The following is a 25,666-nucleotide window of genomic DNA, read 5'->3' on the forward strand; positions in this document are numbered from 1 at the left end:
CCGTGAACCCGGATCAGATAAATTGCGCCACAAACAATTTGGGCACACTTCTACGGCGCCAGAACGACCGGCGCGCGAATTCCCTGTCTGGTCAATTTCGGCAAGGAATTCGCGCGCCAGCCACAGGTGGCGCGAATACGCACCCGCAACGACCGGCGGGGTCGGTTACCCGGCCGCCGGCACCAACCTCCCGTCGATTCGCCGGGAAATGGCGGTGTACTCGTCGCGCAACTCCTCGGGCAGGACCCAGGCCGGGGCGTCCTGCCACGCCAGCGGGCGCAGGAACCGTCGGATCGACGTGGCGCCGACCGACGTGTGCACGGCGTTCGTCGACGGCCAGGGCCCACCGTGGTGCTGGGCCCACGACACCCGGACACCGGTGGGGTAGCCGTCGAAGACGACGCGACCGGCGCGGGCGGCGAACACGTCGACGAGGCGGCGTACCACGTCGGGGTCGTCGCCCGGTCCACTGTGCAGCGAGCCGGTCAGCGACGGCGGGACGGCGTTCAGCGCGGCGTCGAGGTCGGCGTCGTCGTCGTAGCGGACCACGACCAGGAGCGGTCCGAAGCACTCGTCGGCGATCTCGGCGGTCAGGCCGGAGAGGCCGACCTCCAGCAGGGTCGGCGCCACGGTGAAGCCCGCGCCGCGGTCGACCTGCGGCCGCGCCGCCACCCGCGCGCCGGCCCGCTCGAACTCCGTGGCCCGACTCTCGTACGCGTCCCGGATGCGCTCGTTGAGCAGGACCGCGCCGCCCGACGAGTCGACCCTCGACCGCAGCGCGTCGACCAGACGGTCACCACCCTGATCCGACGGGACGAACGCCAGGCCGGGCTTGGTGCACAGCTGACCGCCCGAGTTCGTGAAGGACCCGAACAGCCCTTCCGCGATCTGGTCCGCCCGGGCGCCGGCCGCGTCGGGCAGCACCACGATCGGGTTCACGCTGCTCAGTTCGGCGTACAGCGGGATGGGGTCGGGCCGTTCGTCGATGGCCGCCTGGATGGCGCGGGCGGCGCCGACCGAGCCGGTCAGGGCGGCCGCCCGGATCGCCGGGTGGCGCACCAGCGAGCGGCCCGCCTGCTCGCCGTAGACGATCGAGATGACGCCCTCGGGCCCGCCGAGGTCGCGGACGGCCGACTCGATCGCGGCGGCGGAGGCCTGCGAGGTCAGCGGGTGCGACGGGTGGGCCTTCAGGATCGTCGGGCACCCGGCGGCGAGCGCGGCGGCCGTGTCACCTCCGGCGACCGAGAAGGCGAACGGGAAGTTGCTGGCCCCGAAGACGGCGACCGGCCCGAGCGGCACGAGCATCCGCCGCAGGTCCGGGCCTCGCCCGAGCGGTGTGTCGGCGGCGTGGTCGATGGCCGCCTCGACGTACGCTCCGTCACGCAGCACATCGCCGAACATCCGGAACTGGACCGCCGCCCGGGTGAGTTCCCCGTCGAGTCGCGCGTGGCTCAGCCCGGTTTCCGCCTCCGCGGCGGCGACCAGGTCCGCCCGCCGGGACTCCAGCGACGCGGCGATCGCGTCCAGCAACTCCGCGCGGCCGACCCGCCCGCGGGCGGCCAACCACTGCGCCGCCCCGGACGCCTGACCGGCGATCACCTCCAGCCGAGACTCGTCGGTCTCGCTGAGATCCGTCGCGCGACGCTGACCGTCGCGCGGATCGACAGTGCTGACCACGTTCACAGCAGTCCTCTCCTCACCAGATTGCCCATCAGATCGCGGACTCCGAAGTGCCAGGGCTCGCACTCCTCCGCGTGCCGCACCCGGTTGACCAGGGTGCCGAGCGCCGGGCAGCTGATCCGTACCACGTCGTCGACCTTGTGGGTGAAGCCCTCGCCGGGGCGGTCCCGGTCCTGGATGGGCGCGAACATGGTGCCGAGCATCAGGGCGGCGCCGTCGGGATAGTGGTGGTGTGGCCCGATCAGCTGCCGGACCAACTCCTGCGGATCACGCGACATCCGGGTCATCTCCGAGACCGCCTCCAGGTGGAAGCCGTCCACACCGCGAACCTCCAGTCGCACCTCGAGTTCGCGGACCCGATCCATGCCGAACCGGTCGTCGAAGAGCCGGATCAGGGGGCCGAGGGCGCAGGAGGCGTTGTTGTCCTTCGCCAGCGGGAGCAGGAGCGCCGAGCGGCCCTCGATGTCGCGCAGGTTCACGTCGTTGCCGAGGGTGGCGCCGACGACCCGGCCGCTGGACTGGACGATGAGCGTGACCTCGGGCTCCGGGTTGTTCCATGTCGAGGCGGCGAGCACGCCGACCGGGACGGCGGTGCCGACGGCGGAGAGTATCTGTCCCTTGGTGAAGATCTCGGCGTCCGGACCGATCCCCACCTCCAGGTACTGGCTCCACATGCCCTCGGCCACCAGCAGGCTCTTGAGCCGGTCCGCCTCCGGTGAGCCCGCCGCCAGGTTGTGCAGGTCGACGCCGACGTCGTCGAGCATGCGCTGACGGATGTCCGCCGCCAGCGCGAGGTCTCCCCGCGCCCGTTCCTCGATCACCCGTTCGATCATGGAGATGGGGAAGGTCACGCCGGCGGCCTTGAGCGCCTGGAGGTCGACCGGGGCGAGCAACCAGGGGTGGTCGCGGTCCCGGGTCGCGGCCGCCGTGTTGGCCAGTATCTCCCCGAAGTCACCCACCCTCGGCCCGTCGGTCCCGGCGACCGCCGCGGCCGGGTCGGGCAGCTCGCAGATGTCGCGCACGGTCGGGAACCGGTGGCTGAGGTCGATGACCTCGCCGTCGCGGACGGTCACCGGCGAGGGACCGTCGCCGGTCGGATCCCAGATCCGGCCGATGAGGACGCTGTCGGGGTCGTCCGGCAACGCCTCGGCGGCGGTGCCGACCCAGTCCGCACCCGCGGCCTGCCCTCGCGGCCGTGGCACCGTCATGAGTCGCTCTCCAGGTTGAAGAAGGACCGCTCGTCGCGGGGACGGATGTCGTAGACGGCGTCCTGGAACATCCGTAGCGGATGGGGTGTGAACGGGTGCTGCTCGATCGCGGCGAGATCCACCTCGATGCCCAGGCCGACCCCGGTCGGGATGAGGATGTCGCCGTCCTCGGTCAGCACCAGCCGCTCGTTGGTGATCTCCGGGCGCCACGGCACGTCGGTCGCCATGATCTCCAGGTACCGGAAGTTGGGCAGCGTCGCCCCGAGTTGCAGCGTCGCGGCGGTGCTGAGGGGACCGCTCGGGTTGTGCGGCGCGAACCCCACGTAGCTGGTCGCGGCGAGCGTGGAGATGAAGGCCAGCTCGGCGATCCCACCGGCGTGCGTCACGTCGGGCTGGACGAAGTCGACGGCCTGGCGGGCCAGCGCCGGGGCGAAGTCCTGCCGGCCGTACCACCGCTCCCCCGCCGCGATCGGCACCGGCGACGCGCGACGGATGTCGACGAGCGCGTCGAGATTGTCGGGTGGGCACGGCTCCTCGAACCACACCGGGTCGAACTGGGCGATCTCGTTGGCGACCTTGATGGCGTGGCGGACGTCGAAGCGGCCGTGCCCCTCGACGAAGAGTTCGACATCGCGGCCCACCGCCTGACGGACGGCGTCGATCTGGGCCAGCACCCGGTCCAACTGTGCGGTGGTGATGGTGAGGTCGTAGTTCTCGAACGGGTCCCACTTGAGTCCCCGGAATCCGGACTCCACCGTCCGGCGCGCGGCGGCCGCATAGTCCTCCGGTGTGACGGCGCCGGAGAACCAACCGTTCGCGTACGCGCGGACCCGGTCCCGGGTCGCACCGCCGAGCAGCCGGGAGACCGGGACGCCCAGCTCACGCGCCGAGATGTCCCACAGGGCCATCTCCAGCGAGCTCAACGCGGTCATGATGACCGGGCCGCCGCGCCAGTACCAGTCCCGCGCGGTCTCGTAGAGGATCTTCGAGATGCTGGTGGGATCCAGGCCCACCACCGCCTCGGACAGCTCGGCGATCGCACCCTGGACGGCGCGTTCCTTGCCCTCCAGGGTGGCCTCACCGAGCCCGGTGATCCCCTCGTCGGTGTGCACGCGCACGATGACGAGGTTCGTGCGGTAGAAGTCGACGACCAGCGTGTCGACAGAGATGATCTTCATCGTTCGGCTCAACCCTTCACCGCACCGGCGGTCATGCCGGACACCACGTACTTCTGGACCAACAGGTAGAAGGCGACGGCGGGCAGTGTGAACAGGAAGGCGACGGCCATCACCGTCTGGATCGGTGTTCCCAGCTCGCCGATGAAGTTCGCGATGCCGACGGAGGCGGGTTGCAGGTCGGGGTTGAAGATGAAGGTCACCGCGAACACGTACTCGTTCCAGGCGTGGAAGAAGGCGATGACCGCGGTGGCCGCGATCGACGGGGCGATGAGCGGCACGTTGATGCGGGTGAGGGTGGTGAACGGCCGGGCGCCGTCGGCGCGGGCGGCTTCCTCCAACTCCTTCGGGATGCCGTCGATGGCGCCCTTGAGGATCAGGGCGACGATCGGCAGCACGAAGGCAGAGTTCACCAGGACGAGGCCGGTCAGCGAGTCGAGCAGTTCGAAGCGGCGGAACAGCGCGAACAGCGGGACGACCATGAGCGCCTCGGGAAGCATCTGCGTGAACAGCAGCACGACGGTCAGCACGGCCTTGCCCCAGAACGAGAACCGGGACAGCGCGTAGCCGAGCGGGATGCCCAGGCCGACGGAGACGACCATGGTGCCGACGGCGATGATCAGGCTGTTGAGCAGCCAACCGGCGGCCTTGCCCTCGGCCAGCGCGTCCACGAAGACCCCGAACTGGCCGAGGTCCGGCGTGAGCCGGGGCTGGTCGGCGAAGAGGTCGCTGTTGCTGGACAACGCCGTGACGAACATCCAGTACAGCGGGAACACCGCGACACCCAGCACGACGAGCACGGCGACGATCCGTGCGGTGACACCGAAACGGAAGCGCCTCATCGGACGTCCCCCTTCTCCACGGCACGGGCGACCAGGCGGCTGCCGATGATGACGATGAGCGAGATGACGACGCCGACCATGCCGATGGCCGCCGCCGATCCCAGTTCCTTGGAGTCGAACGCCTGCGAGTAGAGGTCGATGACGAGCGTCTCGGTGGCACCGACCGGCCCGCCCTTGGTCATCAGCCAGATCAGCTCGAACCGCCGCAACGACCAAATCGTCATCAGCAGGGCCAGCAGGCCGACTGTCGGCTTGATGACCTGCCAGGTGACCGCGCGGAAGGTGGCCCACCGTCCCGCGCCGTCGACGGTCGCGGCCTCGTTGAGGTCCTGCGGAACGGACTGCAGCGCGGAGAGCAGCACCACGGAGGTGAACGGGAACAGCTGCCAGATCGTCGTGGCGAGCACCGCCGGGAGCGCGTAGCGCGGGCTGTCCAGGATGGCGCCGCCGGGCACCCCGAGCCCCACGGCGTCGAGGAAGCGGTTCACGATGCCGTACTGCGCGTTGAGCATCCAGGTGGCGATGAGCGCGACGGCGATACCGGGGGCGGCCCAGGGCACCGTCACCAGCGCCCGCGCCACGCCACGGCCCCGGAACCTCTTGTTGAGCAGCAGCGCGACGACCAGCCCGGCGCCGATCGCGACGACGACGCAGGTGATCACGTAGACGACGGTGATCAGCAGGGTGCGGTGGAACTCGGGGTCACCGAAGATCCGGTTGTAGTTGTCGAGCCCGACCCACTCGCTGCGGGTGGGATTGAGCAGCCTCGTCCTGGTGAAGCTGAGGTACACCTCCTGGAGCAGGGGTACCGCCTGGAAGACGAGGATGAACAGCGCGGCGGGGGCCAGGAACAGGTACGGCGTCCACTTGCTACCCAGGGGGCTGGGCCGACGCCGGGCCCGGCCTGGGGATGTTGTCTTCGGTGCTCCGGTCTGCTCGACCACAGTCATCGGGTTCGATCCTTCTGGGGAAGGACGCTGCCGGCGCACGGATCGTCGCGCCGGCAGCGTCGCCGTGTCGAGCGGTCAGCGGACCAGTTCGGTCGCCTGCTGCTGGGCGCGGTCCAGTGCCGACTTCAGGTCGGTCTTGCCCTGCAGGGCAGCGACGACGTTCTGCACGACCACCTTGCGGATGTCCGGCGTCTTGGCCTCGAACCCCAACACGATCTGCGGCAGGCTGGTCTCGGTGAGCCCGTCGAAGACGGTGAGGAACGGGGTCTCCTTGAGCGTCTCCGCACTGCGCTGCGTGGTGGTGGCGACGCTGCTCGCGCCGAGGATCTCCTGCAGCTTGACCTGGTTCTGCGGCTCCAGCGCCCACTTGATGAAGGTGCCCGCCTCCTCCTGGTGCTCGCTCGCCTCGTTGATCACGACCGGGGCGAGGATCGCGCCCTGCTTGCGGACCGGGAACGGGATGGGGGCGACGCTGAAGTTCAGCTTGGCGTTCTGGCCGCGGGTGGCGGTCACGTAGCCGCCGTTGTTGAGCTCCATCCCGACCTTGCCCTCGGCGAACATCCGCCGGAACGTCGCCGCGTCAGCTCCGCGCGGGATCACGTTCGCGTCGTAGAGGTCCTTGAACGCCTGCAGGCCCTTGAGGTTCTCGGGCGAGTTGATGGTCAGGTTCTTCCCGTCGGACCAGGCGCCGCCGAAGCCGTAGACGTAGTTGAAGATGTCCTGCCAGACACCGGCCTCCTCGGCCTCGGTCTGGCGGAACGCCAGACCGAAGACGTCGCCCTTGGTCAGCGACTTCGCCGTCGAGGTGAACTGCTCGAAGGTGGTCGGCGGCGTCGGGATGAGGTCCGCGTTGTAGAACATCGCGTAGTTCGACGCTTCGAAGATGACGCCGTGCCGGACACCGTCGTGGACCATGAACTGGTCCGGCTGCTTGAGCAGGTCGTACTTGCTGGCGTCGATCACCTTGTCCAGTGGCGCGACGAGGCCGGCGTCCGAGGCCGCCTCGAACTCGGGCATGTCGAAGCGGACCAGGTCGGGGCCCTTGCCGCTGCCCATCTGGGTGAGCACGGTCTGGCCGAAGGTCGGGTACGGCACCGCGGCGGCGGAGACCTGGACCTTGGTCTGGCTCTGGTTGAACTCTTCGAGCCACTTCGTCAACAGGGGCCCACGGCCGGGGTCGCCGAAGGTCGAGGCGGCGAAGGTCAGTTTGGTGACGCCGTCACCGGAGTCGCCGTCCGAGCCGCAACCGGTCAAGAGAGCGGCAACCAAGCCCAGGGCACATGTCGCCCTGACGATGCCGAAGCGAGAGCGCTGATTACCCATCGTTACTCCACTGTTACGAGTTGGCGTCAAGGGGGTGAAATTGCAACGATCGTAGCGCCATGTGCAACGGTGTCAAGTGGCGATTGCGCATCGCGTCATCTATATTGCATAATATGCAATGGCAGCGACGGCGCTATCCGTCGCGCGAGGGGAGAAACAGCCTTGGCGCAATCGATTCGTCGCGCGATCGACCTCATCCGGCGATCCGCGGAGCACCCGCTGTCCCTTACCGAGGCTGCGGACGTGCTCGGCGTCCACAAGTCCACAGCCCTGCGCATCCTGCAAACACTGGAGTCCGCGCGCTTCGTCCGTCGGACCGGCGCGGGCACCTACGTGCTCGGCAGCGGCCTGATCGAGTTGTCCGAGCTCGCGCTCGGCTCGATGGACCTCCGCCAGCCCGCGGCAGCGCACCTTCGTGCGCTGCAACGCGAGACCGGCCACACCGTACACCTGGCACAGCTGACCGGCGACGAGATCATCTATATCGACAAGGTGGACAGCCCGGCGTTCGACGCCGTCAAGCTGCCGTCACGGGTGGGACGCGCGGTGTCGATCTACGCCAGCGCCGTCGGCAAGACGATCCTGGCGTACCTGCCCCGGCAGGAACGCGACCGCCTGCTCTCCCACGTCGTCTTCGAGAAGTTCACCGACACCACCTTCACCGACCACGACGCCCTGGAAGCCGAACTCGCCCGCATCCAGCAGTGCGGCTGGGCCGTGGACAACGGCGAGCACGACGCCTACGTGATGTGCGTGGCCGCACCGATCAGGGATTCACGGGGGCAGGTCATCGCCGCCGCCTCGATCACGGCGATCGAGGTCATCGCGAGCCTCGATCAGCTGAAGAGCAACCTTCCGCTGCTACTGGAGACCGCCAACAAGATCTCGTACGAGCTCGGCTACGCGCCGCCAGCGGCGGTGAGCCCAGACGGCGCCGGCCACGACGCGACCTGAGCACGCCCGGCCCGGACGATCACCGCGTCGTCGGCGCCGACCCGCCAATGATCCGGTGGTGCTCATCGGTCTCCATGTCGATGAAAGCCTGGATCATGCTTCGGTAGATCCGTTCGATCAGATCCGGGTCGGCGCCGGCCTCGCCCGCCAGCGCGCGGACCCGGGCCACCACCTGCACCACGCGCTCCGGTGCGCGGACCGCCTGACCGTCGCTCTTGAGCGGGGCGGCCTGCCGGACCAGCGCCTCGCGCCGGGCGAGCAGGCCGACCAGGTCACCGTCGAGTTCGTCGATCCGAGCGCGGATCTCGGTCAGCGTCACCGCGGTCTCTGCCACGCCGGAAATCCTCGCACGACAGCGACACGATCAGGCGACCCGTTCACCGGCCGATACGCCACTCTTCCGGCTCCTCCTGGGCGGCGTGAGCGAGGGCGCTGCCGGTGCTGGCGCCGGCACGAAGGCCCTGATCGATGAAGTTGATCAGCCAGGTGAAGCTCTCGTCGACCGACGTGTCGATCTGGAAACCGCCGGCCGCCTCCAGGGTCGCGAACCCGTGCAGGACGCTGCGTAGCGTCCGCATGGCGTGGATCTCCTGGCCCGGGTCCAGCCCGTACCCGCTGAGCATGGCCGCCCAGGAGGCGAGCACCCGCTCGCTGGCCGGGATGAACGGGTCGTCGGGGCCGGTCGGGCGGACCGCGTTGGTCGCCGCGTACCGGCCGGGGTGTTCCCGCACGTACGTGCGCATCGCCTGCGCCCCTGCGGCGAGCGCGTCGCTGCCGGACCGACCCTGGATGGCGTCGCGGATGACGTCGCCGGCCTCGGTCATGGCCAGGATCGCGATCCGGTGTGCCAGGTCGGCCTGGCTGCTGACGTGCTTGTAGAGCGAGGGGGTCTTGATCCCGAGCCGTTCGGCGAGCAGGCCCATGCTGAGGTTGTCGAAGCCGACCTCGTCGACAAGCGCGGCGGCGGCTTCGGTGACCGACGCCGGGGTGAGCCGGGCCTTAGGCATTGGTCAGCGTCCGGGCGAGGAAGGGCAGGGCCAGCGCGACGACCTCGTCGGGCGTCTGCGTGTGCGGGTAGTGTCCCGCGCCCTCGATGACGGCCAGCTCGCCGAGCCCCTGCGGCAGGTCGGCGATGATGCGTTCGCCCTCGGCCCGCGGGTCGGCCCAGTCGGGGTCGACGCTGCCCTGGATCACCAGGACCGGGCAGGTGACGTTGGGCAGCTGCCGACCGGCGTCGCCAGCGCTGGTCTTGGCCATGGCCTGGAGGACCTTCATCCGGCCGGGCTCACTCATCTTGACCTCGATGCGCGCCAGCTCGCTGTCCCAGTCGGCAGGCTTGGTCGGGATCGCCAGGTTGAGGTAGTTGCGCCAGCTCGCCACGCTGCCCCGCAGGAGCACCTGCGCCAGGTGCAGGTAGCCGGACCGGAAGCGCTTGACCCGCACCAGCCCGGCGAGGTCGACGGACTGCGCGCGGGTGAACGGCGCCAGCTCGATGACGCCGGAGATCACGTCGGGTGCGGTGGCCGCCGCGATGGTCGCGGCACCGCCGCTGATCGACTGGCCGATGATCACCGCCGGGCCGCCGAGGTGGCGTACCACGGCGACGAGATCGCCGGCGATGTCGGTGCGGCTGTAGCCGTCCCAGCCGAGGCTGGAGTCACCGCAGCCGCGGATGTCGACGGTGGCGACCCGGTATCCGGCGGCGGCCAGGGCCGGAGCGACGAACCGGTACGAGTGCCGGCTGTCGCCCATGCCGTGCGCCAGAACGACCAGTGGCCCCTGGCCGGTGAGGTCGTAGGCGATGGTGTTGCCGGCAATGTCCAGGTATTCGGTCATGACGCCTCCACAACGAGCTAATGCGATTAGCTTTAGGCTAACCGCATTAGCCGCAGGAGGCAAACGACTGGCCCGGTTACCCGCCGCCACCCATCCCGAGCTGGGGATAGAGGGCATCGGGGGCGACGACCGCCCCGGCCGGCCGGACGACGCTGACCGTCGAGCCGAAGTCGCTGTAGCGCAGGGACGCGCTCGGCAGACCACTGGCCTCCGGCATCAGGAAGCTGACCAGCCGACCCTCGGTGTCCAGCATCGCCCGGAACGCGTGCCGCCGTGCGCTGTCCGGAAAGACACCACCGGGATCGAGCCGGAAGCTGATCCCGTTACCGACGCCGATCCGGGTCGCGTCGATCGCCCCGGTGATCTGACGGCCGTCGGCACGTGCGGCGACGATCGCGTCGATGAGGCGGCCCGAGCCGCCGGAGTCGTTCCTGCCCGGCGCGAAGCTCAGGGCGAAGCCCGCCGGCACCTGGGCCGGGTCGAGGATGAACCACTGGTCGCCCACACCCCGCAGGAGCTGACCGGCCTTCAGGTAGACGTCGTCGTCGATCATCCGGATCTCGATCGTCCCGCCCGGCGCCGTGATCGTGGCGTTCAAACGCTTGTTGACGTTGTCGGTGTGCGAGAGCGAGGTGATCTGGCTGGCGATGTCGACATCGCTGCGATAGCTCGTCTGATTGACGAACGCCGTGCCCGCCCGCAGCAGACCGACCGCCTCGGCGGTGGTGGCGCCGTCGGCGCTGGCGGTCGGCTCCGAGGCGGTTCGAGGTTCCGGGTCGCGCTCCGCCCGCGTGCCGACCGAGCAACCCAACAGAAGCAGGCCCACAGAGATGCCGGCCAGCGTGGCTCGACGTGTCATGGCCATCACGGTAGGCGCGGCCCGCAAGGTGTGGTGACCCGTATAGTGCCGCGATGGAAACGGACCCGGTGCGGCAGGCTTACACGTCCGTCGCAGAGCTGTACATCGAGCTGTTCGGCACCAAGGAGCAGGTACACCCCGACGACCTCGCCCTCATCGAGCGACACCTGGGGGGTCGACAGGGCCCGGTGCTCGATCTGGGCTGCGGGCCCGGCCACCTCACCGGTTACCTTCGGGCACTCGGTGTCGACGCGGCGGGGATCGACCTGGTCCCCGAGTTCATCGCGCACGCGCGGGCCGCCCACCCGGACGTCGAGTTCCGGCTCGGGTCGCTGGCCCGCCTCGACGTCGCCGACGGGTCCGTCGACGGCATCCTGGCCTGGTACTCGTTGATCCATCTTCCGCCGCAGGAGCTCGACGGCGTACTCACCGAGTTTCGCCGGGTGCTGGTCCCGGCCGGGCGGTTGGTGCTGGGCACCTTCTCCGCCGACGAGGTCGGCGCCTTCGACCACAAGGTCGTGACCGCCTACCGGTGGCCGCTCGACGCGCTCTCCGAGCGACTCACCCAGGCCGGCTTCCGGGAGGTCGAACGCCTACCCCGAGCCGGAGACGACCAGCACCGGCCGCACGCCGCCATGGCCGCGGTGGTGGTGTGAGGCCGCCGAGGGCCGGCCCCCCTCCCGGGAGGCCGGCCCTCGCGCAACTGCGCACCCGCGTCGAACCGGGCGGCCGGCTCGACGGCAGCAAGCACCCTCAGGCGTTGAGCTTCCCGGCGATCTTGACGACTCGCGAGGCCATGTGGTCCAGGGCGGCGAACTGGGCGTCGCCCAGCGGGGCGTCGTTGTTACCGCCGGTGACGTGCGAGACGCCGTACGGGTTGCCGTCGGCGAACTTCAGCGGGTCGGTGTAACCCGGGGGCACGATCAGACCGCCGAAGTGGTGGATGGTGTTGTAGAGCGCCAGCAGGGTCGACTCCTGGCCGCCGTGCGCGGTCATGGACGCGGTGAAACCGGCGTACACCTTGTCGGCGAGCAGCCCCTGCGCCCACTGCGGGCCGAGGGTGTCGATGAACTGCTTGAGCTGGCTGGCGACGTTGCCGTACCGGGTGGGGGTGCCGAACAGCACCGCGTCCGCCCAGACGACGTCGTCGGCGGTCGCCTTCGGCTCGTTCTTCGTGGAGTCGAAGTGCTGGCTCCAGGCGGCGTTGGAGGCGATGGCCTCTTCCGGCGCGAGTTCCGGTACCTGACGCAGTCGCACCTCGGCACCGGCCTTCTCGCCAGCCTCGGCGAGGCGCTTGGCCATGGCGTGCAGGGTCCCGGTGGACGAGTAGTAGATGACGGAGAGCTTGGTCATCGGAGGCATCCCTTCCCAAAGTAGTTGCTGTCGATAAATTTGCGGCCGCAACAATCTCGACTGTAGCAGCCACCTCGCGGCACCCCAACGTCCTGCCCGTGCCCGCCGCCGTGACGGAGCACACCACCCGACGGGTGCCGCGTTCCCACGTCACGACCCGTCCGGAGAGCTGGCCGGCTGCTGCCCCGGCCAGAACGGCCACTCCTCGAACGACCGGCACCGGCCGTCGTCGGCGAACCGGATGACCCACAGGTCGCGGTACTCCTGCTCGACCGGGTCCCCGTAGCGGACCTCCTGGCGCGACACGGCGGTGTCGCCCTCGACCGCGACGATCTCCGTGGTCATCCGGAACACCTCGTCGGGACCCTTGCGCTGCTTCTCCCACATCCGGGCGATGGCCGGCAGTCCGACGACCGGCGTCCAGTACGGGCCCTGCTGGTAGCTCGCGTCCTCGGTGAAGAGCCCGGCCAGGCCGTCCGTGCCCGGCGTACGCCAGAGTCGCTCGTAGGCGGCGAGCCAGTCCTCGACGTGCGTACGGTCCATGGAATTCACCTTGCCACCCCGGCGGCGGCCAGCCGGGCGAACCCGCAGGCTGCGGGGGTGCGGGCATGGTCGGGTGAGCGGGGCACAGGCCGGCATCGGCGCCGCAAACCTTGACACCGAACGGCATACCCCGCCAGACTTTCCGATGCTAATTCGATTTAGCGTCTGTTGAAGCCCTCGACTGCCAGTGCCCGGACCAGACCGCGACGTGCGACCACAGAGGAGTCTTCGCGCATGAGGGAAACGACCGGAAGACGCAGGCTCCGGCTTGCGATCTCGATTCTCGCGTTCACGGCACTCGGAGCGGGGGCCGTCGTCCCCACGCCAGCTGCCGCCGCCGGCAGGCCCACCCCCGCGCCGGGCGCGACCGTCAAGGCGGACCGCACCTCACCCACCGGCTACACCGTCACGTTCGTCTACCGCAATCCGCACGCCACCCAGGTCCGCCTCGCCGGCGACCTGACCCTGCTCGACGTCAACACCGGCACCACGCGCTACCAGCCGGAACAGTGGCAACCGGGGCGCTACCACTCCGGCGGCACCGAGTTCCTCCGCGACATGACCAGAGACCCGAAGGGGAACTGGTCGGTCTCGGTCCCGCTGCACGCCGGAGGCCTCAGCTACTGGTACCGGGTCTGGGATCCGACCCAGGGCTGGGAGAACAAGCGCATCTGGGATCCCGCCTCGACGAACCCGCGGCCCCCGGGCGAGTCCTCGTTCCGGGTCAGGAACAACGACGTTCTCGACGCCGTGTCCGTGCCGTACGCCGAGAAGCAGAACGACCCGGTGCTCAAGGAACGCGCGGGCTACGAGTTGCCGGTGGACGACCGCGCGAAGCGGGGCACGGTCACCTACATCCCGTACACCACGATCCTGGGCGACAGCGGCCACTACCTCGGCGTGTACCTGCCGGCCGGCTACGACGCCAACCGCGCGCAGCCGTACAAGGTCGCGTACCTCGCGCACGGCATCTTCGGCGACGAGACCGACTTCATGGTCCCCGCGAACGTCCCGAACATTCTGGACAACATGATCGCCAAGGGCGAGATCGAGCCCACGGTGGTCGTCACCATGGGCAACCACTTCACGGGCACCAGCCTCGGCTTCGCCTCCTACAACCAGACCAACGCGGCCAACAACCTGGTCCAGACGATCCTGCCCCTCATCGAGGGCAGCTACCACGTCTCGACCGAACGCTCCGGGCGCGCCTACGCGGGGTTCTCGTACGGCGGGATGACGGGCGGCGTCGTGATCAGGAACTACCCGACCACCTTCGCGTTCTACGGACACTTCTCCGGCAACCCGTCGCTCACCACCGGGGACTACGACACCATCGCCGACGCGGTGGGAGACGACGACCTCTCCGTCTTCCTCGGCAACGGCGTCTTCGAGGGCAACCTCAACGCCCAGAACGCCATCGCTGACAACTTCCGGGCCCGGGGGTACGCCGCCGCGACGGCCCAGGTTCCCGGCGCGCACGACGGGATGACGGCGGGCCAACTGTTCACGATCTTCGCCCGGGACCACCTGTGGTCCGGGGTGGACTCGGTGTCGGTGACGCCCGCGTCGGTGAACCTGACGACAGGGTGGAACTGGGCCAGGCAGTTCCACGCCCGGGTGACGACCAACGAGGGCGTGAGCCCGGCGGTGACGTGGTCGGTGCGGGGGGCGACCTCCCCGGACACCACCATCTCCGCGGCGGGCCTGCTCTCGGTCGCCGCCGGGGAGACCGCGTCGTCGCTCACCGTGGCGGCGACGTCGGTGATCGATCCGACCAAGTCCGGTTCGGCCCAGGTCACAGTGGTGCCGCCGGGCACGGCACGAGTCGTGGTGAAGGCCAAGGCGGCGCCTGCCTCGGTCGTTCGCGGTGACACGTTCACACTGCGCGTCGACGTACGGGCACAGTCGCCGCGCCCGAAGGCTCCGACGGTGACCGGCGAGGTCGCGGTCAGCTTCGGCGGCGCGACCCACGTGGTGGCGCTGCGCGGTGGTGCGGCCGTCGTCGACCTGCCGACCGACGGACTGTCCGCAGGGGTGTACCCGGTGCACGTCGCCTACTCCGGTGACCCGGTGCACGCCCCCACCGCGGCCGTCCATCAGCAGCTGCGGGTCCGCTAGACAAGCAGGCGGGGTGGGCCGGCGACCTTCCAGCGTCGGCCCACCGTCAGCGCTGACCGTCCGGACCGTCAGCTGACCCCCCGAACCGCCTCGATGATCGACTCGGCGACCTCGCTCGGGTCGGCCACCGCCATCGCGTGCGACCCGCCGACGACCTCGCGCTGCCCCCGAGGGTTGGCCCGCTCAGCCATGAAGCGGTGCGCCTCGACCGGGATGTTCTTGTCCAGGTCCCCGAACACGAACCAGCTCGGCAGCGACCGCCAGGCGGGGTCGCCGGTGAGCTGGTCCCCCAGGGCCTGCTCGGTGATCGGCCGCTGGGTCCGGGCCATCAGCGCGGCCATGTCGCCCGAGGCGTCCGCGCAGAACTGCGCGTGGTACCGGTCCTGGGCGATCGCCACCTCGTTGCCACCTGTCGACACCGGGTACTGCACCAGCGTGTCGGCCAGGGTGCTGCCGGGGAACTTGCCCGACAGCGACAGTGCCGACTCCCCGGTGTCCGGGGCGAAGGCGTTGACGTAGACGAGGGCCCGCACCGAGGTGTCGCCGGCTGCGGCCTGCGTGATCACCATGCCGCCGTACGAGTGGCCGACGAGGATGACCGGTCCACCGATCCCGCGTACGACGTCCCGCACGTACGCGGCGTCGCCCGCGACGCCGCGCAGCGGGTTCGCGACGGCCACCGAGTCGTACGCGGCGCCCATTCGCTCGAGCACTCCGTTCCAGCTCGCCGACTCGGCGAACGCGCCGTGCACGAGCACGATGGTGGGCTGTGGATCAGGCATGACTGGTGCCCCCTCACTCCGTGAAGCTGTTCACCGCCGGTCGCACTGGTACGCCTGGATACCCGTCACGCGAATGTGAAACGTCCGGTCCCGGTGGCTCGCACCGGTCCTGCCGAACGCGTCGGTTCTGGCCGGCCAGCCAACGCCGTAAGCTGCATCAACCCCGATGGGCAGGAGGCTACGGTGGCGGCGACGACGAGCACTGCGACGGTGGCCGAGGTGACGGCCGAGCTGGCCGAGCTGGCGGACCCGAGGGCACTCGAGGTGAACGCCAGACACGGTGACGATCATGGTGTGAACCTCGGCGCGCTTCGGGCGCTCGCGAAGCGGCTGAAGACGCAGCACGATCTCGCGCGCCAGCTCTGGGCGACGGGTGAGTCCGCGGCGAGACTGCTGGCGATCCTGATCTGTCGTCCCCGGGCGTTCGCGCGTGACGAGTTGGACGTCATGGTGCGCGAGGCGCGTACCCCGAAGGTGCACGACTGGCTGGTGAACTACGTGGTGAAGAAGAGCCGGCACGCCGACGAGCTGCGGCTGGCCTGGTTCGCCGACGCGGATCCCGTGGTCGCGAGTGCCGGCTGGGCGCTGACCACCGAACGCGTGACGAAGAGTCCCGAGAGTCTCGACCTCCCGGGACTGCTCGATGTGATCGCGGCCGAGATGGCGGACGCGCCGGATCGCCTCCAGTGGGCGATGAACCACTGCCTGGCGCAGATCGGGATCGAGCACGTCGAGCACCGCGCCCGGGCGATCGACATCGGCGAACGCCTCGGGGTGCTCAGGGACTATCCGACCTCCCCCGGTTGCACGTCTCCGTTCGCGCCGATCTGGATCACCGAGATGGTCCGCCGCGCGGGATAGACAGCGCCCTCCCGGACGGACCCTGGGGAACGGGGTCGACGCCGTCCGCCACCCGCCCCTATAGTGAGTTCCATTATGGGACTTACTACGTTCTGGCGGTGGTGGGTCGCCGGCACGACCAGCCACCTCGGCTCGGCGGTCGGCGCGCTGGCCCTACCGCTGACCGCGTTGACAGTGCTCCACGCGTCGGCCTTCGAGATGGGTCTGATCACGGCGGCGGGCTATCTGGCGTACCTGCTGATCAGCCTGCCGGCGGGCGTGATCGTGCAGCGCCTGCCGCTGCGCGGCATGCAGGTCACCCTGGACCTGGTCCGGGCCCTCGCCATCGCGTCGGTCCCGCTGGCCTGGTGGTTCGACATGCTGACGGTGGCCCAGCTGATCGCTGTCGCCCTGGTGGTGAGCTTCGCCAACGTGCTGTTCGACGTGGCGAACCAGACGTTCCTGCCGGAGATCGTGCCGGCCGCGCAGTTGCAGGCCCGCAACAGCCTCACCTCCGGCACCCATGCCGCCACCACACTGGGCGGGCCGTCCCTGGGCGGCTTCGCGGTGCAGCTGCTGGGCGCGGTGCCGACGCTGTTCGTGGACGCCGTCAGCTATCTGGTCTCCGCGGTGTTGCTGCGCACCCTGCCGGCTCGCCGGGTGCAGCGACCGGCCGAGCTGACCCCGATGGTCACAATGATCCGGGAGGGCTGGCACTTCGTGCTCCGACACCCGATCATCAGGCCGGCCATGTGGGACGCCACCGCGACGAATTTCGTCAACGGCGCGATGCTGGCCCTCTTCCCGTTCTACCTGGTGCGCGAGCTGCACGCATCGCCGGTCATGGTCGGGCTGCTGATCGCCACCGACGGTCTCGGCACGCTCATCGGCGCCGCGCTGACGACCCGCTTCACCAACCGGTTCGGCACCGCCCGTGGCCTGATCATCGCGGCCTTCGTCGGCGTGGCCGGCGCGCTCATCATCCCGCTGGGCACCGGCACCGCCGCATTCCTGGCCTTCGCCGCCGGGAACCTCATCTTCGCCGGCTCCACAGTGGTGCTCAGCGTGACCACCCGCACGTACCGGATGCTCGCCAGCCCACCGGAGCTGCTGTCCCGGGTGATCGCCACTGTCAAGTTCGTCTCCTGGGGCGCCATCCCGATCGGCGGCCTGCTCGCCGGCCTCCTGGCCGGGCCGCTCGGTGCCCGCACCACGTTGCTGATCTTCGGGGCGCTCACCGTGCTGTCCCCGATCATCTACCTGTCGACGCCGATCCGCCGCCTGCGCGACCTGCCACTCGACCCCACGCCGGCCCCCACCGAGGCCCGGGTGTGAAGCCCACCCCCGCTCCGTCCACAGTGCTCACCTGAGCATCGACAGAAGGTGTGGTCAACGCTTCGCCCCGCCGAAGGCCGGCCTCGTGGCGGGTCAGGCCGCGACGGCCGCCCGGACGTCGTCGTCGGCGTCACGCAGCCGGGCCGCGGCCTCCTCGGCGGTGCAGTTCGCCAGCAGCAGCACGATGGCCGTCTTGGCGTGCCCGTGCGCCGCCGCGAGCGCCCGCGCGGCGGTGTCCAGGTCGGTGTCGGCGGCCTCGGCGACGATCCGACGGGCCCGGTCGACGAGCTTCTCGTTGGTGGCGTTCATGTCCACCATCAGATTGCCGTAAACCTTGCCCAGCCGGGCCATCGCGGCGGTCGAGAGCATGTTGCAGACCAGCTTCTCGGCGGTGCCGGCCTTGAGCCGGGTGGAGCCGGTGAGCACCTCGGGCCCGGTGGGCACCTCGATGGCGACGTCGGCGTGCCGGCTGGTCACCGCGCCGGTGTTGCAGGCCACCGAGACGGTCGCCGCGCCGCGCGCGCGGGCGTGGTCCAACCCGCCGACCACGTACGGGGTACGGCCGCTGGCGGCGAGCCCGACCACCGTGTCGCGGGCGGTCAGGCCGACCGCGTCGAGGTCGGCGACGGCGCGGGTCGGGTCGTCCTCGGCGCCCTCGACGGCGACACCGAAGGCGCGTGCCCCGCCGGCGAGCAGCCCGACGACCCGGTCGGGCGTGGTGCCGAAGGTGGGTGGGATCTCGACGGCGTCGAGCATGCCGATCCGGCCACTGGTGCCCGCGCCGAGGTAGATCAGCCGTCCGCCCTGGCGGAGCGACGCCACGATGACGTCGACGGCAGCGGCGATGTCCGGCACGGCCCGGCGGACGGCCTCGGCGACCGTCTGGTCCTCGTCGTTCATCGCGAGAAGCAACTCGGTGGGAGACATCCGGTCGAGGTCGCTGGTCTTGTCGTTGCGGGTCTCGGTGCCGAGGGTGCTGAGGTCCACGGGGTGCTCGTTCCTCTCGCTGGTGTGCAGTCGCCGGCCGGTGGGGCGCGGATCTCCGGTCGCCCGGCGGCCCGGGACGGCTCGTCGTCGAGCGCGTCCTCGCGACCCGCCGCCACGGCCAGGCCGTGGCGCAGCTGCGAACAGTCCCCGTATCAGCAGGCTGAAACCACAGCGTAACCAGCCCGGACGGGCGGTGGCAAAAAGTTTCGCGTTACCCTGGTCCAACGTCACTTCTTGACAACTGCTGGTTGGGAGCGAGCCGTGCGTCAACTCGACCTCGTCGTGATCGTGCTGTACCTCGTGGTGATCGCCTTCGTCGGACTACGCCTGTCCGGCAGACAGAAGTCCGCCAAGGACTACTTCGTCGGCGAGGGCCGACTGCCCTGGTGGACCGTCTCGTTCTCCGTGGTCGCCACCGAGACCAGCGTCCTGACCGTGATCAGTGTTCCCGGCGGCGCCTACAGCGGTCAGGGCTTCGGCAACGTCGAGCTGGCCCTGGGCTACGTCATCGGTCGGGTCGTCGTGGCCGCGGTGCTCATCCCGCTGTACAAGCGGGGTGGGTTCGTCAGCGCCTACCAGTACCTCGGTGAGCGGTTTGGCCTGAAACTCCAGGGCCTGGCGTCGGTGACGTTCGTCTTCACCCGCCTGCTCGCCGAGGGCGTACGGCTGTTCGCCTCGGCCATCCCCATCAAGCTGCTCCTCGACGAGTTCGGGCTGAACGTCAGCTACCAGGCCATCATCATCGTGCTCACGCTCATCACGGTGGTCTACACCTACCTCGGTGGCATCAAAGCGGTCATCTGGACCGACGCCATCCAGATGGGGCTGTACCTGGGTGGGGCGATCCTGGCCATCGCGGTGCTCAGCCACGCCGTCGGCTTCGACGGCTACTCGCAGGCATTCGACGCCGGCAAGTTCCAGCTCTTCGACACCAACTTCGACCTCGCGCACGTGCTCACCAGCCCGTTCGCCCTGCCGACCGCGATCATCGGTGGCGCGATCTTCGCGATGGCCAGCCACGGGTCGGACCAGCTGATCGTCCAGCGCATCCTGTCCACCCGGACGCTGCGCGAGGGGCAGCAGGCGATGATCTCCTCGGGCATCTTCGTGGTGATTCAGTTCGCGGCGTTCTCCCTGGTCGGGGCACTGCTGTGGTCGTACAACAAGGGTCAGACCTTCAAGGAGCTCGGCCTGGCGAGCAGCGACAACCTGTACCCGAGCTTCATCCTGCACGCCCTGCCGGTGGGCATCTCGGGCCTGCTGGTGGCCGGCATCCTCGGCGCCGCGATGGGTTCGCTGTCGTCGGCGCTGAACTCGATGTCGAACTCCACCGTCGCCGACTTCATCCACAGCTTCTTCCGCACGGTCCCCTCGGACGACGTGATGCTCCGGCTCGCCCGGGTGATGACCCTGGTCTGGGCGGTGCTGATGGCGATCTTCGCCTGCGCGTTCAGCTCCAGCACCGGAAACGTCTACCTGACCGGTCTGACCATCGCCGGCTACACCTACGGGGCACTGCTCGGGGCCTTCCTGCTCGGCCGCCTGGTCAAGCGGGCCAACCAGGTCGACGCGGTGATCGCCTTCCTGGTCACCGTGGCGGTGATGACCTACATCGTCCGCTACGTCAAGATCGATGTGACGACGGCCGGGACCACCACCGCCACCGCCATCGCCGCGCAGTGGCTGGTCCCGATCGGCGTCCTGATCACCCTGGTCGTCGGCGCGGTGTCGAGCCGGTTCCACCCGGCCCCGGAGACGCCGTACGACCATGGACGCACCGACGAGGTCGACGAGACGGCAGCGCCCGCCGGCCGGGCATGAAGGAGGACGTGATGCGCGTGATCGGCCTGATGTCCGGAACCTCCTACGACGGCATCGAAGCCGCCGCCGCCGACCTCGACCTCAGCGGTGACACGCTGCGGATGCGAACGCTGGGCCGGCTCAGTCACCCGTACCCCGAGCAGCTGCGCACCCGGATCGCCGCCGCCCTGCCGCCCGCCCCGACCACCACCGAGGCGATCTGCGTGTTGGACACCGGCATCGGCCAGGCGTTCGCCGAGGCCGGCGTGCGGGCCCTCGCGGAACTCTGCGACGGCCACGCCGACCTGCTCGTCTCGCACGGGCAGACCATGCACCACTGGGTCGAGGACGGCACGGTGCGTGGCACCCTCCAGCTGGGTCAGCCGGCCTGGATCGCGGAGGCCACCGGTGTTGCGGTGGTGGCCGACCTGCGCAGCCGCGACGTCGCCGCCGGCGGCCAGGGCGCCCCCCTGGTCGCCCTCTTCGACGCGCTGCTGCTGGGCGGCCTGCCCGGCGTCCCGGCCGCCCTGAACCTGGGCGGCATCGCCAACATCACCGTCGTCGCGCCGGACGCCGACCCGCTCGCCTTCGACACCGGGCCGGCCAACGCGCTCCTCGACGCCGCCGTCCGCCACTTCAGCGGGGGCACCGAGCACTACGACCGGAACGGACGCGGAGCGGCCGCCGGGCAGGTGAACGCGGCCCTGCTGCGGCGGCTGCTCGACGAGCCGTACTACCGGCTGCCCAGCCCGAAGAGCACCGGCAAGGAGCTGTTCCACACGCCCTACCTGCTGGCCGCCCTCGCCGACGCGCCCACGCCGGACCCGCAGGACGTGCTGGCCACGCTCACCCGACTGACGGCGGTCACGGTGGCCGACGCCTGCCGCGATCACGGCGTCACCCGGCTCGTCGTCTCCGGCGGCGGGGCGCGCAATCCGACGCTGATGCGCATGATCGCCGACGAGCTGCCCGGCGTCGAGCTGTCCTCCAGCGACGACCTGGGTGTCGCGTCGGACGCGAAGGAGGCGTTGGCCTTCGCGCTGCTGGGCTACCTGACCGTGCACGGACTGCCGGGCACCCTGCGCTCGGGCACCGGCGCGCGGCACCCGTCCGTACTCGGCAGCATCACCCCCGGCCGGCAGCCGCTACGGCTGCCCGCGCCGGTCAGCACCGCTCCCAACCGGCTGCAGATCGTCGCCGACTGACCGCCCCTCCCCGGGAGGATCGCCCATGAGCACCGCCGTACCCGCGCCAACCTCGGCCGGCGTCCGCGCCCGTGCGGTCGCCGAACTGCTGCGCGCGCGCCTCGATGATCCCAACCGGGCCAGCGCCGAGCTGCCCCGGAGGCTGGCGGCGGCACACGACGCCTCGCCGTACCTGTTCGAACCGCAGGCCGTGGTCCGCGCCGCCTCGGCGGCCGAGGTCGGGGCGCTGATGGCCGGCGCCCGGGAGGCCGGCGTGCCGTTGACCCTGCGCGGCGGTGGCACCAGCCTCGCCGGGCAGGCTGGCGGCGCGGGCGTGCTGGTCGACGTCCGCACCGACTGGCGGCACGCCGAGGTCCTCGACGACGGCCGGCGCATCCGGCTGCAACCCGGGCTGACGATCCGGCAGGCCAACGCCCGGCTGGCCCGCTACCGGCGTCGGCTCGGCCCGGACCCGGCCAGCGAGGCCGCCTGCACCGTCGGTGGCATGGTGGCCAACAACTCCAGCGGAATGACCTGCGGCACCACCGACAACGCGTACCGGACGATGGAATCGCTGCGCTTCGTGCTCCCGTCCGGCACCGTCGTCGACTCCGGCGCCCGCGACGCCGACGACCGGCTGCGGGCCGACGAGCCCGAGCTGCACGCCGGGCTGCTGCGGCTGCGCGACCGGGTGCGCTCGACGCCGGGGTCACGCGCCACCATCGAGCGGCTGTTCGCCATGAAGAACACCATGGGGTACGGGTTGAACTCGCTGCTCGACCACGGCAGCCCGGTCGAGATGCTCGCCCACCTGATGATCGGCAGCGAGGGCACGCTCGGCTTCGTGGCCGAGGCCGTCTTCCGGACCGTCGAGATCCACGACCACGCCGCCACCGGTCTGCTGATCCTGCCCCGTCTCACCGACGCCACCGACGCGCTGCCGGCCCTGCTCGCCGCCGGCGCCCGTACCGCCGAACTGCTCGACGCGGCCGCGCTGCGGGTCAGCCAGCGCGACCCGGGTGCGAGCCCGGCCCTGCGCGGGCTGACCGTCGCCGGCCACGCCGCGCTGCTGGTGGAGTTCACCGAGGAGAGCGCGGAGCGGCTGGCCGCGACGTTGGCCGACGCCCGGCCCGTGCTCGACCAACTGCCGGCCGTCACCGGCACCGCGCTGACCCGCGACCCGCGCGAACGGGCCAACCTCTGGCACCTGCGCAAGGGCCTCTACACCGCCGTCGCCGGCGCGCGCCCGCCCGGCACCACCGCCCTGCTGGAGGACGTCGCGGTGCCGATGCCTCGGCTGACCGGCACCTGCGACGGCTTGATCGACCTGTTCGACCGACACGGCTACCCGGACGCGGTGATCTTCGGACACGCCCGCGACGGCAACCTGCACTTCATGCTGACCCAGTCCTTCGACACCCCGGCCGAGATCGACCGCTACGCCCGGTTCACCGACGACATGGTCGACCTCGTGCTGGCCGAAGGGGGAACGCTGAAGGCCGAGCACGGCACCGGCCGGGCCATGGCGCCCTTCGTCCGCCGGCAGTACGGCGACGAACTGTACGACGTGATGCGCGAACTCAAGCGGTTGTGCGACCCGAGCGGCCTGCTCAACCCTGGTGTGCTGCTCAACGACGACCCGACAGTGCACCTGCGGCAGCTCAAGGCCGTCCCGACGGTCGACCCCGAGCTGGACGCCTGCGTCGAGTGTGGCTACTGCGAGCCGGTCTGCCCCACCGCCGACGTCACGACCACCCCCCGGCAGCGCATCGTCCTGCAACGACAGATCGCCCTCGCCACCGCCGCCGGCGACGAGGAGCGCCGCCGGGAGCTGACCGCCGACTACGCGTACGCCGCGGTGGACAGCTGCGCCGCGGACAGCCTCTGCGTCACCGCCTGCCCGGTCGGCATCGACACCGGGGCGGCCATGAAGCGGCTGCGCGCCGAGCGGCACACGCCCCGCGCCCAGCGCACCGCCCGCACCGCCGCACGACACTGGCAGGCCGCCGTGACCGGCGTCCGGGTCGGACTGACCGCCGCGCACGCCGTACCGGCGCCGCTGACCCGCGCCGCCACCGGGGTGATCCGTGGGCTCGGCGGGACCGAACTCATGCCGCTGTGGAGCGACGACATGCCGCGCGCCGGTGCGCCCCGCCCCGCGCCCCGCAGCGCTCCGGACGCCCGGGCGGTGTTCTTCGCGGCCTGCGTCGGCAGCCTCTTCGCTCCCGAGGAGGGCCGGTCCGGCGGAACGGCTGCGGCGTTCCTGCGCCTCTGCGAACTGGCCGGGGTGCCGCTGGTCGTACCGGCCGCAACGGCGGGCCTGTGCTGCGGAACCCCGTGGCAGTCCAAGGGCTACCCCGCCGGGCACCGGGAGATGGCCGAACGGACCCTGGCCGCGCTCTGGGCGGCCAGCGACGAGGGTCGGCTGCCCGTCGTCTGCGACGCGTCGTCCTGCACGCACGGGCTGATGCAGCTGACCGCCGCGCTGGCCGAGGAGGACCGGGCCCGCTACGCCGGCCTGCGCGTCGTCGACAGCGTGAGCTTCACCGCCGAGCACCTCCTGCCGGCGCTGCCGCAGCCCCGGCGACTGCGCTCGCTGGCCCTGCACCCCACCTGCTCCACGGTGCACCTGGGCGGCATCGACGACCTGCGCACCGTGGCCCGAGCGGTCGCCGACACCGTCACCGTGCCGGACAGTTGGGGGTGCTGCGCCTTCGCCGGTGACCGGGGGCTGCTGCACCCCGAGGTCACTGCCGGTGCCACGGCGGCGCAGGCCACCGAGATCAACCAGCGCGACCACGACGCGTACGCCTCCAGCAACCGCACCTGCGAGCTGGGCATGAGCCGGGCCACCGGGCAGCCGTACCGGCACGTGCTGGACATTCTCGTCGAGGCCGTCGAGCCGCCGGCCTAACCGGCACGCGCGCGCCGCCCGCCGCGATCTGCGGCGGGCGGCGCGGTTGGTACGTGATTTCAGGACAGGGCGATGTCGCTGTAGTAGTAGCGCAGGATCGCCTGGTAGGTCTTGCCCTGGTTGGCGAGGTCACGCGAGCCGTACTGCGACAGCCAGTCCCCGTCCACCCAGCCACCGCACGCGGTCGTCGTCGCGCAGTAGTGCGCCCGCAGGATGTTGCCGTTGCGGGTCATCCGGGCCGACCACGTCCGGTCCACCGCGGCGGACGTCGACGACACTGCCGACGACGGCCGGTAGACCTGGTCGCCGGTGTCGTCCCGGACGTCGTAGCACTGCCCGCCGGACGTCTTCCGGGTCGAGTGCAACGCCCAGTACCAGCCGTAGCTCTTCACGGCCATCGCACCGGCGTCCAGCGAGGCGGCCGGCCAGCTCGTGATCCACTCGTTCGGGAGGACGTTCTTGACGTACGTCTTGAAATCGACCCGATCGACGCGCCCGAGGCTGACCCGGTACACGAGGATCGTGCTCGGCAGCTTGGTGTTGGTGCCGTCGGTGCTGCACCCCGTCGGCCCGCTCACCAACTCGTGCGAGGCGTTGTTGTTCTTCAGCGTGGCGTTGAGGTTGCCCTTCGCCCCGGACGCGAAGTCCTGGTAGGAACCGGCGAAGTTGCTGTTGAAGTAGACCCGCACCGTCTTGCCGGTCCGGTTCCACACCGACGCCGCGTTGTTCTTCACGCACAGGCCCTTGCCGCTGCCCGCGCCCTTGAAGTCGTAGCAGGTCGGTTGGGTCGTACCGTAATCATCGAGCGAGTCGGTGAAGTCGGAGACCGAGCCGGCCTGGTTGCTGTTGTAGTAGTAGCAGAACTCGCCGCTGTCGCAGGTTCCGTCCCGTCCCGCCGCCGCTGCCGGCGAGGCGACACTCAGGATGGAGGTGGACATGGCGAGGACGGCGCCGACGACGGCGAGGCCCTTGCGAATATTCAC

The 25,666-nt window shown here is 70.4% G+C and carries 23 protein-coding genes; 8 read left to right on the top strand and 15 right to left on the bottom strand.

Translation table 11 applies throughout. The features are described 5' to 3' along the window. Positions 1–165: 165 nt before the first annotated feature. The 6 genes from QCZ28_RS07500 to QCZ28_RS07525 all read right to left on the bottom strand — a co-directional run bounded on the left by QCZ28_RS07500 (position 166) and on the right by QCZ28_RS07525 (position 7,124). The gene (locus tag QCZ28_RS07500; protein ID WP_279515873.1) at positions 166–1,683 is read right to left on the bottom strand and encodes an aldehyde dehydrogenase family protein; all 1,518 of its coding nucleotides are present in this window, start codon (positions 1,681–1,683) and stop codon (positions 166–168) included. Further along, the gene (locus tag QCZ28_RS07505; RefSeq protein WP_279515874.1) at positions 1,680–2,888 is read right to left on the bottom strand and encodes a fumarylacetoacetate hydrolase family protein; all 1,209 of its coding nucleotides are present in this window, start codon (positions 2,886–2,888) and stop codon (positions 1,680–1,682) included. Before QCZ28_RS07505 ends, QCZ28_RS07500 begins: the two co-directional genes overlap by 4 nt. Then, positions 2,885–4,066 carry a mandelate racemase/muconate lactonizing enzyme family protein gene (locus QCZ28_RS07510; RefSeq protein WP_279515875.1) on the bottom strand — a complete coding sequence of 394 codons (1,182 nt, stop codon included), beginning with the start codon at positions 4,064–4,066 and terminating at the stop codon, positions 2,885–2,887. The genes QCZ28_RS07505 and QCZ28_RS07510 overlap by 4 nt, the downstream gene beginning before the upstream one ends. An 8-nt stretch (positions 4,067–4,074) precedes the next feature. Continuing rightward, positions 4,075–4,905 (bottom strand): carbohydrate ABC transporter permease, encoded by an 831-nt coding sequence (locus QCZ28_RS07515; RefSeq protein WP_030330610.1) that lies wholly within the window; start codon positions 4,903–4,905, stop codon positions 4,075–4,077. Then, entirely contained in the window at positions 4,902–5,855 is a 954-nt protein-coding gene (locus tag QCZ28_RS07520) for a sugar ABC transporter permease (RefSeq protein WP_279515876.1), read from the bottom strand. The genes QCZ28_RS07515 and QCZ28_RS07520 overlap by 4 nt, the downstream gene beginning before the upstream one ends. A gap of 75 nt (positions 5,856–5,930) precedes the next feature. Continuing rightward, positions 5,931–7,124 carry a sugar ABC transporter substrate-binding protein gene (locus tag QCZ28_RS07525; RefSeq protein WP_167337288.1) on the bottom strand — a complete coding sequence of 398 codons (1,194 nt, stop codon included), beginning with the start codon at positions 7,122–7,124 and terminating at the stop codon, positions 5,931–5,933. A gap of 123 nt (positions 7,125–7,247) precedes the next feature. Here QCZ28_RS07525 and QCZ28_RS07530 point away from each other — a divergent pair, with 123 nt between their 5' ends. Beyond that, positions 7,248–8,132: an IclR family transcriptional regulator gene (locus QCZ28_RS07530; protein WP_279515877.1), complete on the top strand. Its 885-nt coding sequence runs from the start codon at positions 7,248–7,250 to the stop codon at positions 8,130–8,132. A gap of 19 nt (positions 8,133–8,151) precedes the next feature. On the opposite strand, the gene QCZ28_RS07535 is transcribed toward QCZ28_RS07530, so the two are convergent. The 4 genes from QCZ28_RS07535 to QCZ28_RS07550 all read right to left on the bottom strand — a co-directional run bounded on the left by QCZ28_RS07535 (position 8,152) and on the right by QCZ28_RS07550 (position 10,827). Then, entirely contained in the window at positions 8,152–8,466 is a 315-nt protein-coding gene (locus tag QCZ28_RS07535; protein ID WP_279515878.1) for a chorismate mutase, read from the bottom strand. Positions 8,467–8,509: 43 nt separating this feature from the next. Beyond that, positions 8,510–9,139 carry a TetR/AcrR family transcriptional regulator gene (locus tag QCZ28_RS07540; RefSeq protein WP_279515879.1) on the bottom strand — a complete coding sequence of 210 codons (630 nt, stop codon included), beginning with the start codon at positions 9,137–9,139 and terminating at the stop codon, positions 8,510–8,512. Then, a complete protein-coding gene (locus QCZ28_RS07545) occupies positions 9,132–9,968 on the bottom strand; it encodes an alpha/beta hydrolase (RefSeq protein WP_279515880.1) in 837 nt (278 codons plus the stop codon). Before QCZ28_RS07545 ends, QCZ28_RS07540 begins: the two co-directional genes overlap by 8 nt. A 76-nt stretch (positions 9,969–10,044) precedes the next feature. Next, a complete protein-coding gene (locus tag QCZ28_RS07550) occupies positions 10,045–10,827 on the bottom strand; it encodes a hypothetical protein (RefSeq protein ID WP_279515881.1) in 783 nt (260 codons plus the stop codon). 53 nt (positions 10,828–10,880) lie between these two features. Between QCZ28_RS07550 and QCZ28_RS07555 the strand changes: the two genes are divergently transcribed. Continuing rightward, a complete protein-coding gene (locus QCZ28_RS07555) occupies positions 10,881–11,483 on the top strand; it encodes a class I SAM-dependent methyltransferase (protein ID WP_279515882.1) in 603 nt (200 codons plus the stop codon). Between the two features lie 97 nt (positions 11,484–11,580). On the opposite strand, the gene wrbA is transcribed toward QCZ28_RS07555, so the two are convergent. Together wrbA and QCZ28_RS07565 are read right to left on the bottom strand one after the other, a co-directional pair. Further along, entirely contained in the window at positions 11,581–12,180 is a 600-nt protein-coding gene (gene wrbA, locus QCZ28_RS07560; protein ID WP_279515883.1) for an NAD(P)H:quinone oxidoreductase, read from the bottom strand. Positions 12,181–12,330: 150 nt separating this feature from the next. Next, positions 12,331–12,723: a nuclear transport factor 2 family protein gene (locus QCZ28_RS07565; protein WP_279515884.1), complete on the bottom strand. Its 393-nt coding sequence runs from the start codon at positions 12,721–12,723 to the stop codon at positions 12,331–12,333. A gap of 234 nt (positions 12,724–12,957) precedes the next feature. Here QCZ28_RS07565 and QCZ28_RS07570 point away from each other — a divergent pair, with 234 nt between their 5' ends. After that, on the top strand, positions 12,958–14,841 hold the full coding sequence (locus QCZ28_RS07570) for an alpha/beta hydrolase-fold protein (RefSeq protein ID WP_279515885.1): 1,884 nt from the start codon (positions 12,958–12,960) through the stop codon (positions 14,839–14,841). Between the two features lie 68 nt (positions 14,842–14,909). On the opposite strand, the gene QCZ28_RS07575 is transcribed toward QCZ28_RS07570, so the two are convergent. Next, positions 14,910–15,623: an alpha/beta hydrolase gene (locus QCZ28_RS07575; RefSeq protein WP_279515886.1), complete on the bottom strand. Its 714-nt coding sequence runs from the start codon at positions 15,621–15,623 to the stop codon at positions 14,910–14,912. A gap of 183 nt (positions 15,624–15,806) precedes the next feature. On the opposite strand from QCZ28_RS07575, the gene QCZ28_RS07580 reads away from it, so the two are divergent. Together QCZ28_RS07580 and QCZ28_RS07585 are read left to right on the top strand one after the other, a co-directional pair. After that, positions 15,807–16,484, top strand: coding sequence for a DNA alkylation repair protein (locus tag QCZ28_RS07580; protein ID WP_279515887.1), 678 nt, complete (start codon positions 15,807–15,809; stop codon positions 16,482–16,484). A 75-nt stretch (positions 16,485–16,559) separates the two neighbouring features. Beyond that, positions 16,560–17,798 carry an MFS transporter gene (locus QCZ28_RS07585; RefSeq protein WP_279515888.1) on the top strand — a complete coding sequence of 413 codons (1,239 nt, stop codon included), beginning with the start codon at positions 16,560–16,562 and terminating at the stop codon, positions 17,796–17,798. A gap of 93 nt (positions 17,799–17,891) precedes the next feature. Here QCZ28_RS07585 and murQ read toward each other — a convergent pair whose 3' ends face one another. After that, positions 17,892–18,785, bottom strand: a complete 894-nt coding sequence (gene murQ, locus QCZ28_RS07590) for an N-acetylmuramic acid 6-phosphate etherase (RefSeq protein ID WP_279515889.1) — start codon at positions 18,783–18,785, stop codon at positions 17,892–17,894. A 261-nt stretch (positions 18,786–19,046) separates the two neighbouring features. On the opposite strand from murQ, the gene QCZ28_RS07595 reads away from it, so the two are divergent. The 3 genes from QCZ28_RS07595 to QCZ28_RS07605 are packed head-to-tail and all read left to right on the top strand — an operon-like array spanning position 19,047 to position 24,683. Further along, positions 19,047–20,606: a sodium:solute symporter gene (locus QCZ28_RS07595; RefSeq protein WP_279515890.1), complete on the top strand. Its 1,560-nt coding sequence runs from the start codon at positions 19,047–19,049 to the stop codon at positions 20,604–20,606. Between the two features lie 11 nt (positions 20,607–20,617). Continuing rightward, positions 20,618–21,790: an anhydro-N-acetylmuramic acid kinase gene (locus QCZ28_RS07600; protein WP_279515891.1), complete on the top strand. Its 1,173-nt coding sequence runs from the start codon at positions 20,618–20,620 to the stop codon at positions 21,788–21,790. Positions 21,791–21,815: 25 nt separating this feature from the next. Then, positions 21,816–24,683 carry an FAD-binding and (Fe-S)-binding domain-containing protein gene (locus QCZ28_RS07605; protein ID WP_279515892.1) on the top strand — a complete coding sequence of 956 codons (2,868 nt, stop codon included), beginning with the start codon at positions 21,816–21,818 and terminating at the stop codon, positions 24,681–24,683. A gap of 59 nt (positions 24,684–24,742) precedes the next feature. Here the strand turns inward: QCZ28_RS07605 and QCZ28_RS07610 are convergent, their stop codons facing one another. Further along, entirely contained in the window at positions 24,743–25,666 is a 924-nt protein-coding gene (locus QCZ28_RS07610) for a peptidase inhibitor family I36 protein (RefSeq protein ID WP_279515893.1), read from the bottom strand.

It is taken from the genome of Micromonospora sp. DH14 (genome assembly GCF_029809455.1).
GTDB classification, from domain to species: Bacteria; Actinomycetota; Actinomycetes; order Mycobacteriales; family Micromonosporaceae; genus Micromonospora; species Micromonospora parva.

Coding starts and splice junctions, on each gene's coding strand:
- QCZ28_RS07505 (WP_279515874.1), bottom strand. CDS start 2,888: ATGACGGTGCCACGGCCGCGAGGGCAGGCCGCGGGTGCGGACTGGGTC.
- QCZ28_RS07510 (WP_279515875.1), bottom strand. CDS start 4,066: ATGAAGATCATCTCTGTCGACACGCTGGTCGTCGACTTCTACCGCACG.
- QCZ28_RS07515 (WP_030330610.1), bottom strand. CDS start 4,905: ATGAGGCGCTTCCGTTTCGGTGTCACCGCACGGATCGTCGCCGTGCTC.
- QCZ28_RS07520 (WP_279515876.1), bottom strand. CDS start 5,855: ATGACTGTGGTCGAGCAGACCGGAGCACCGAAGACAACATCCCCAGGC.
- QCZ28_RS07540 (WP_279515879.1), bottom strand. CDS start 9,139: ATGCCTAAGGCCCGGCTCACCCCGGCGTCGGTCACCGAAGCCGCCGCC.
- QCZ28_RS07545 (WP_279515880.1), bottom strand. CDS start 9,968: ATGACCGAATACCTGGACATTGCCGGCAACACCATCGCCTACGACCTC.
- QCZ28_RS07550 (WP_279515881.1), bottom strand. CDS start 10,827: ATGACACGTCGAGCCACGCTGGCCGGCATCTCTGTGGGCCTGCTTCTG.
- QCZ28_RS07555 (WP_279515882.1), top strand. CDS start 10,881: ATGGAAACGGACCCGGTGCGGCAGGCTTACACGTCCGTCGCAGAGCTG.
- wrbA (WP_279515883.1), bottom strand. CDS start 12,180: ATGACCAAGCTCTCCGTCATCTACTACTCGTCCACCGGGACCCTGCAC.
- QCZ28_RS07565 (WP_279515884.1), bottom strand. CDS start 12,723: ATGGACCGTACGCACGTCGAGGACTGGCTCGCCGCCTACGAGCGACTC.
- QCZ28_RS07570 (WP_279515885.1), top strand. CDS start 12,958: ATGAGGGAAACGACCGGAAGACGCAGGCTCCGGCTTGCGATCTCGATT.
- QCZ28_RS07575 (WP_279515886.1), bottom strand. CDS start 15,623: ATGCCTGATCCACAGCCCACCATCGTGCTCGTGCACGGCGCGTTCGCC.
- QCZ28_RS07585 (WP_279515888.1), top strand. CDS start 16,560: ATGGGACTTACTACGTTCTGGCGGTGGTGGGTCGCCGGCACGACCAGC.
- QCZ28_RS07600 (WP_279515891.1), top strand. CDS start 20,618: ATGCGCGTGATCGGCCTGATGTCCGGAACCTCCTACGACGGCATCGAA.
- QCZ28_RS07605 (WP_279515892.1), top strand. CDS start 21,816: ATGAGCACCGCCGTACCCGCGCCAACCTCGGCCGGCGTCCGCGCCCGT.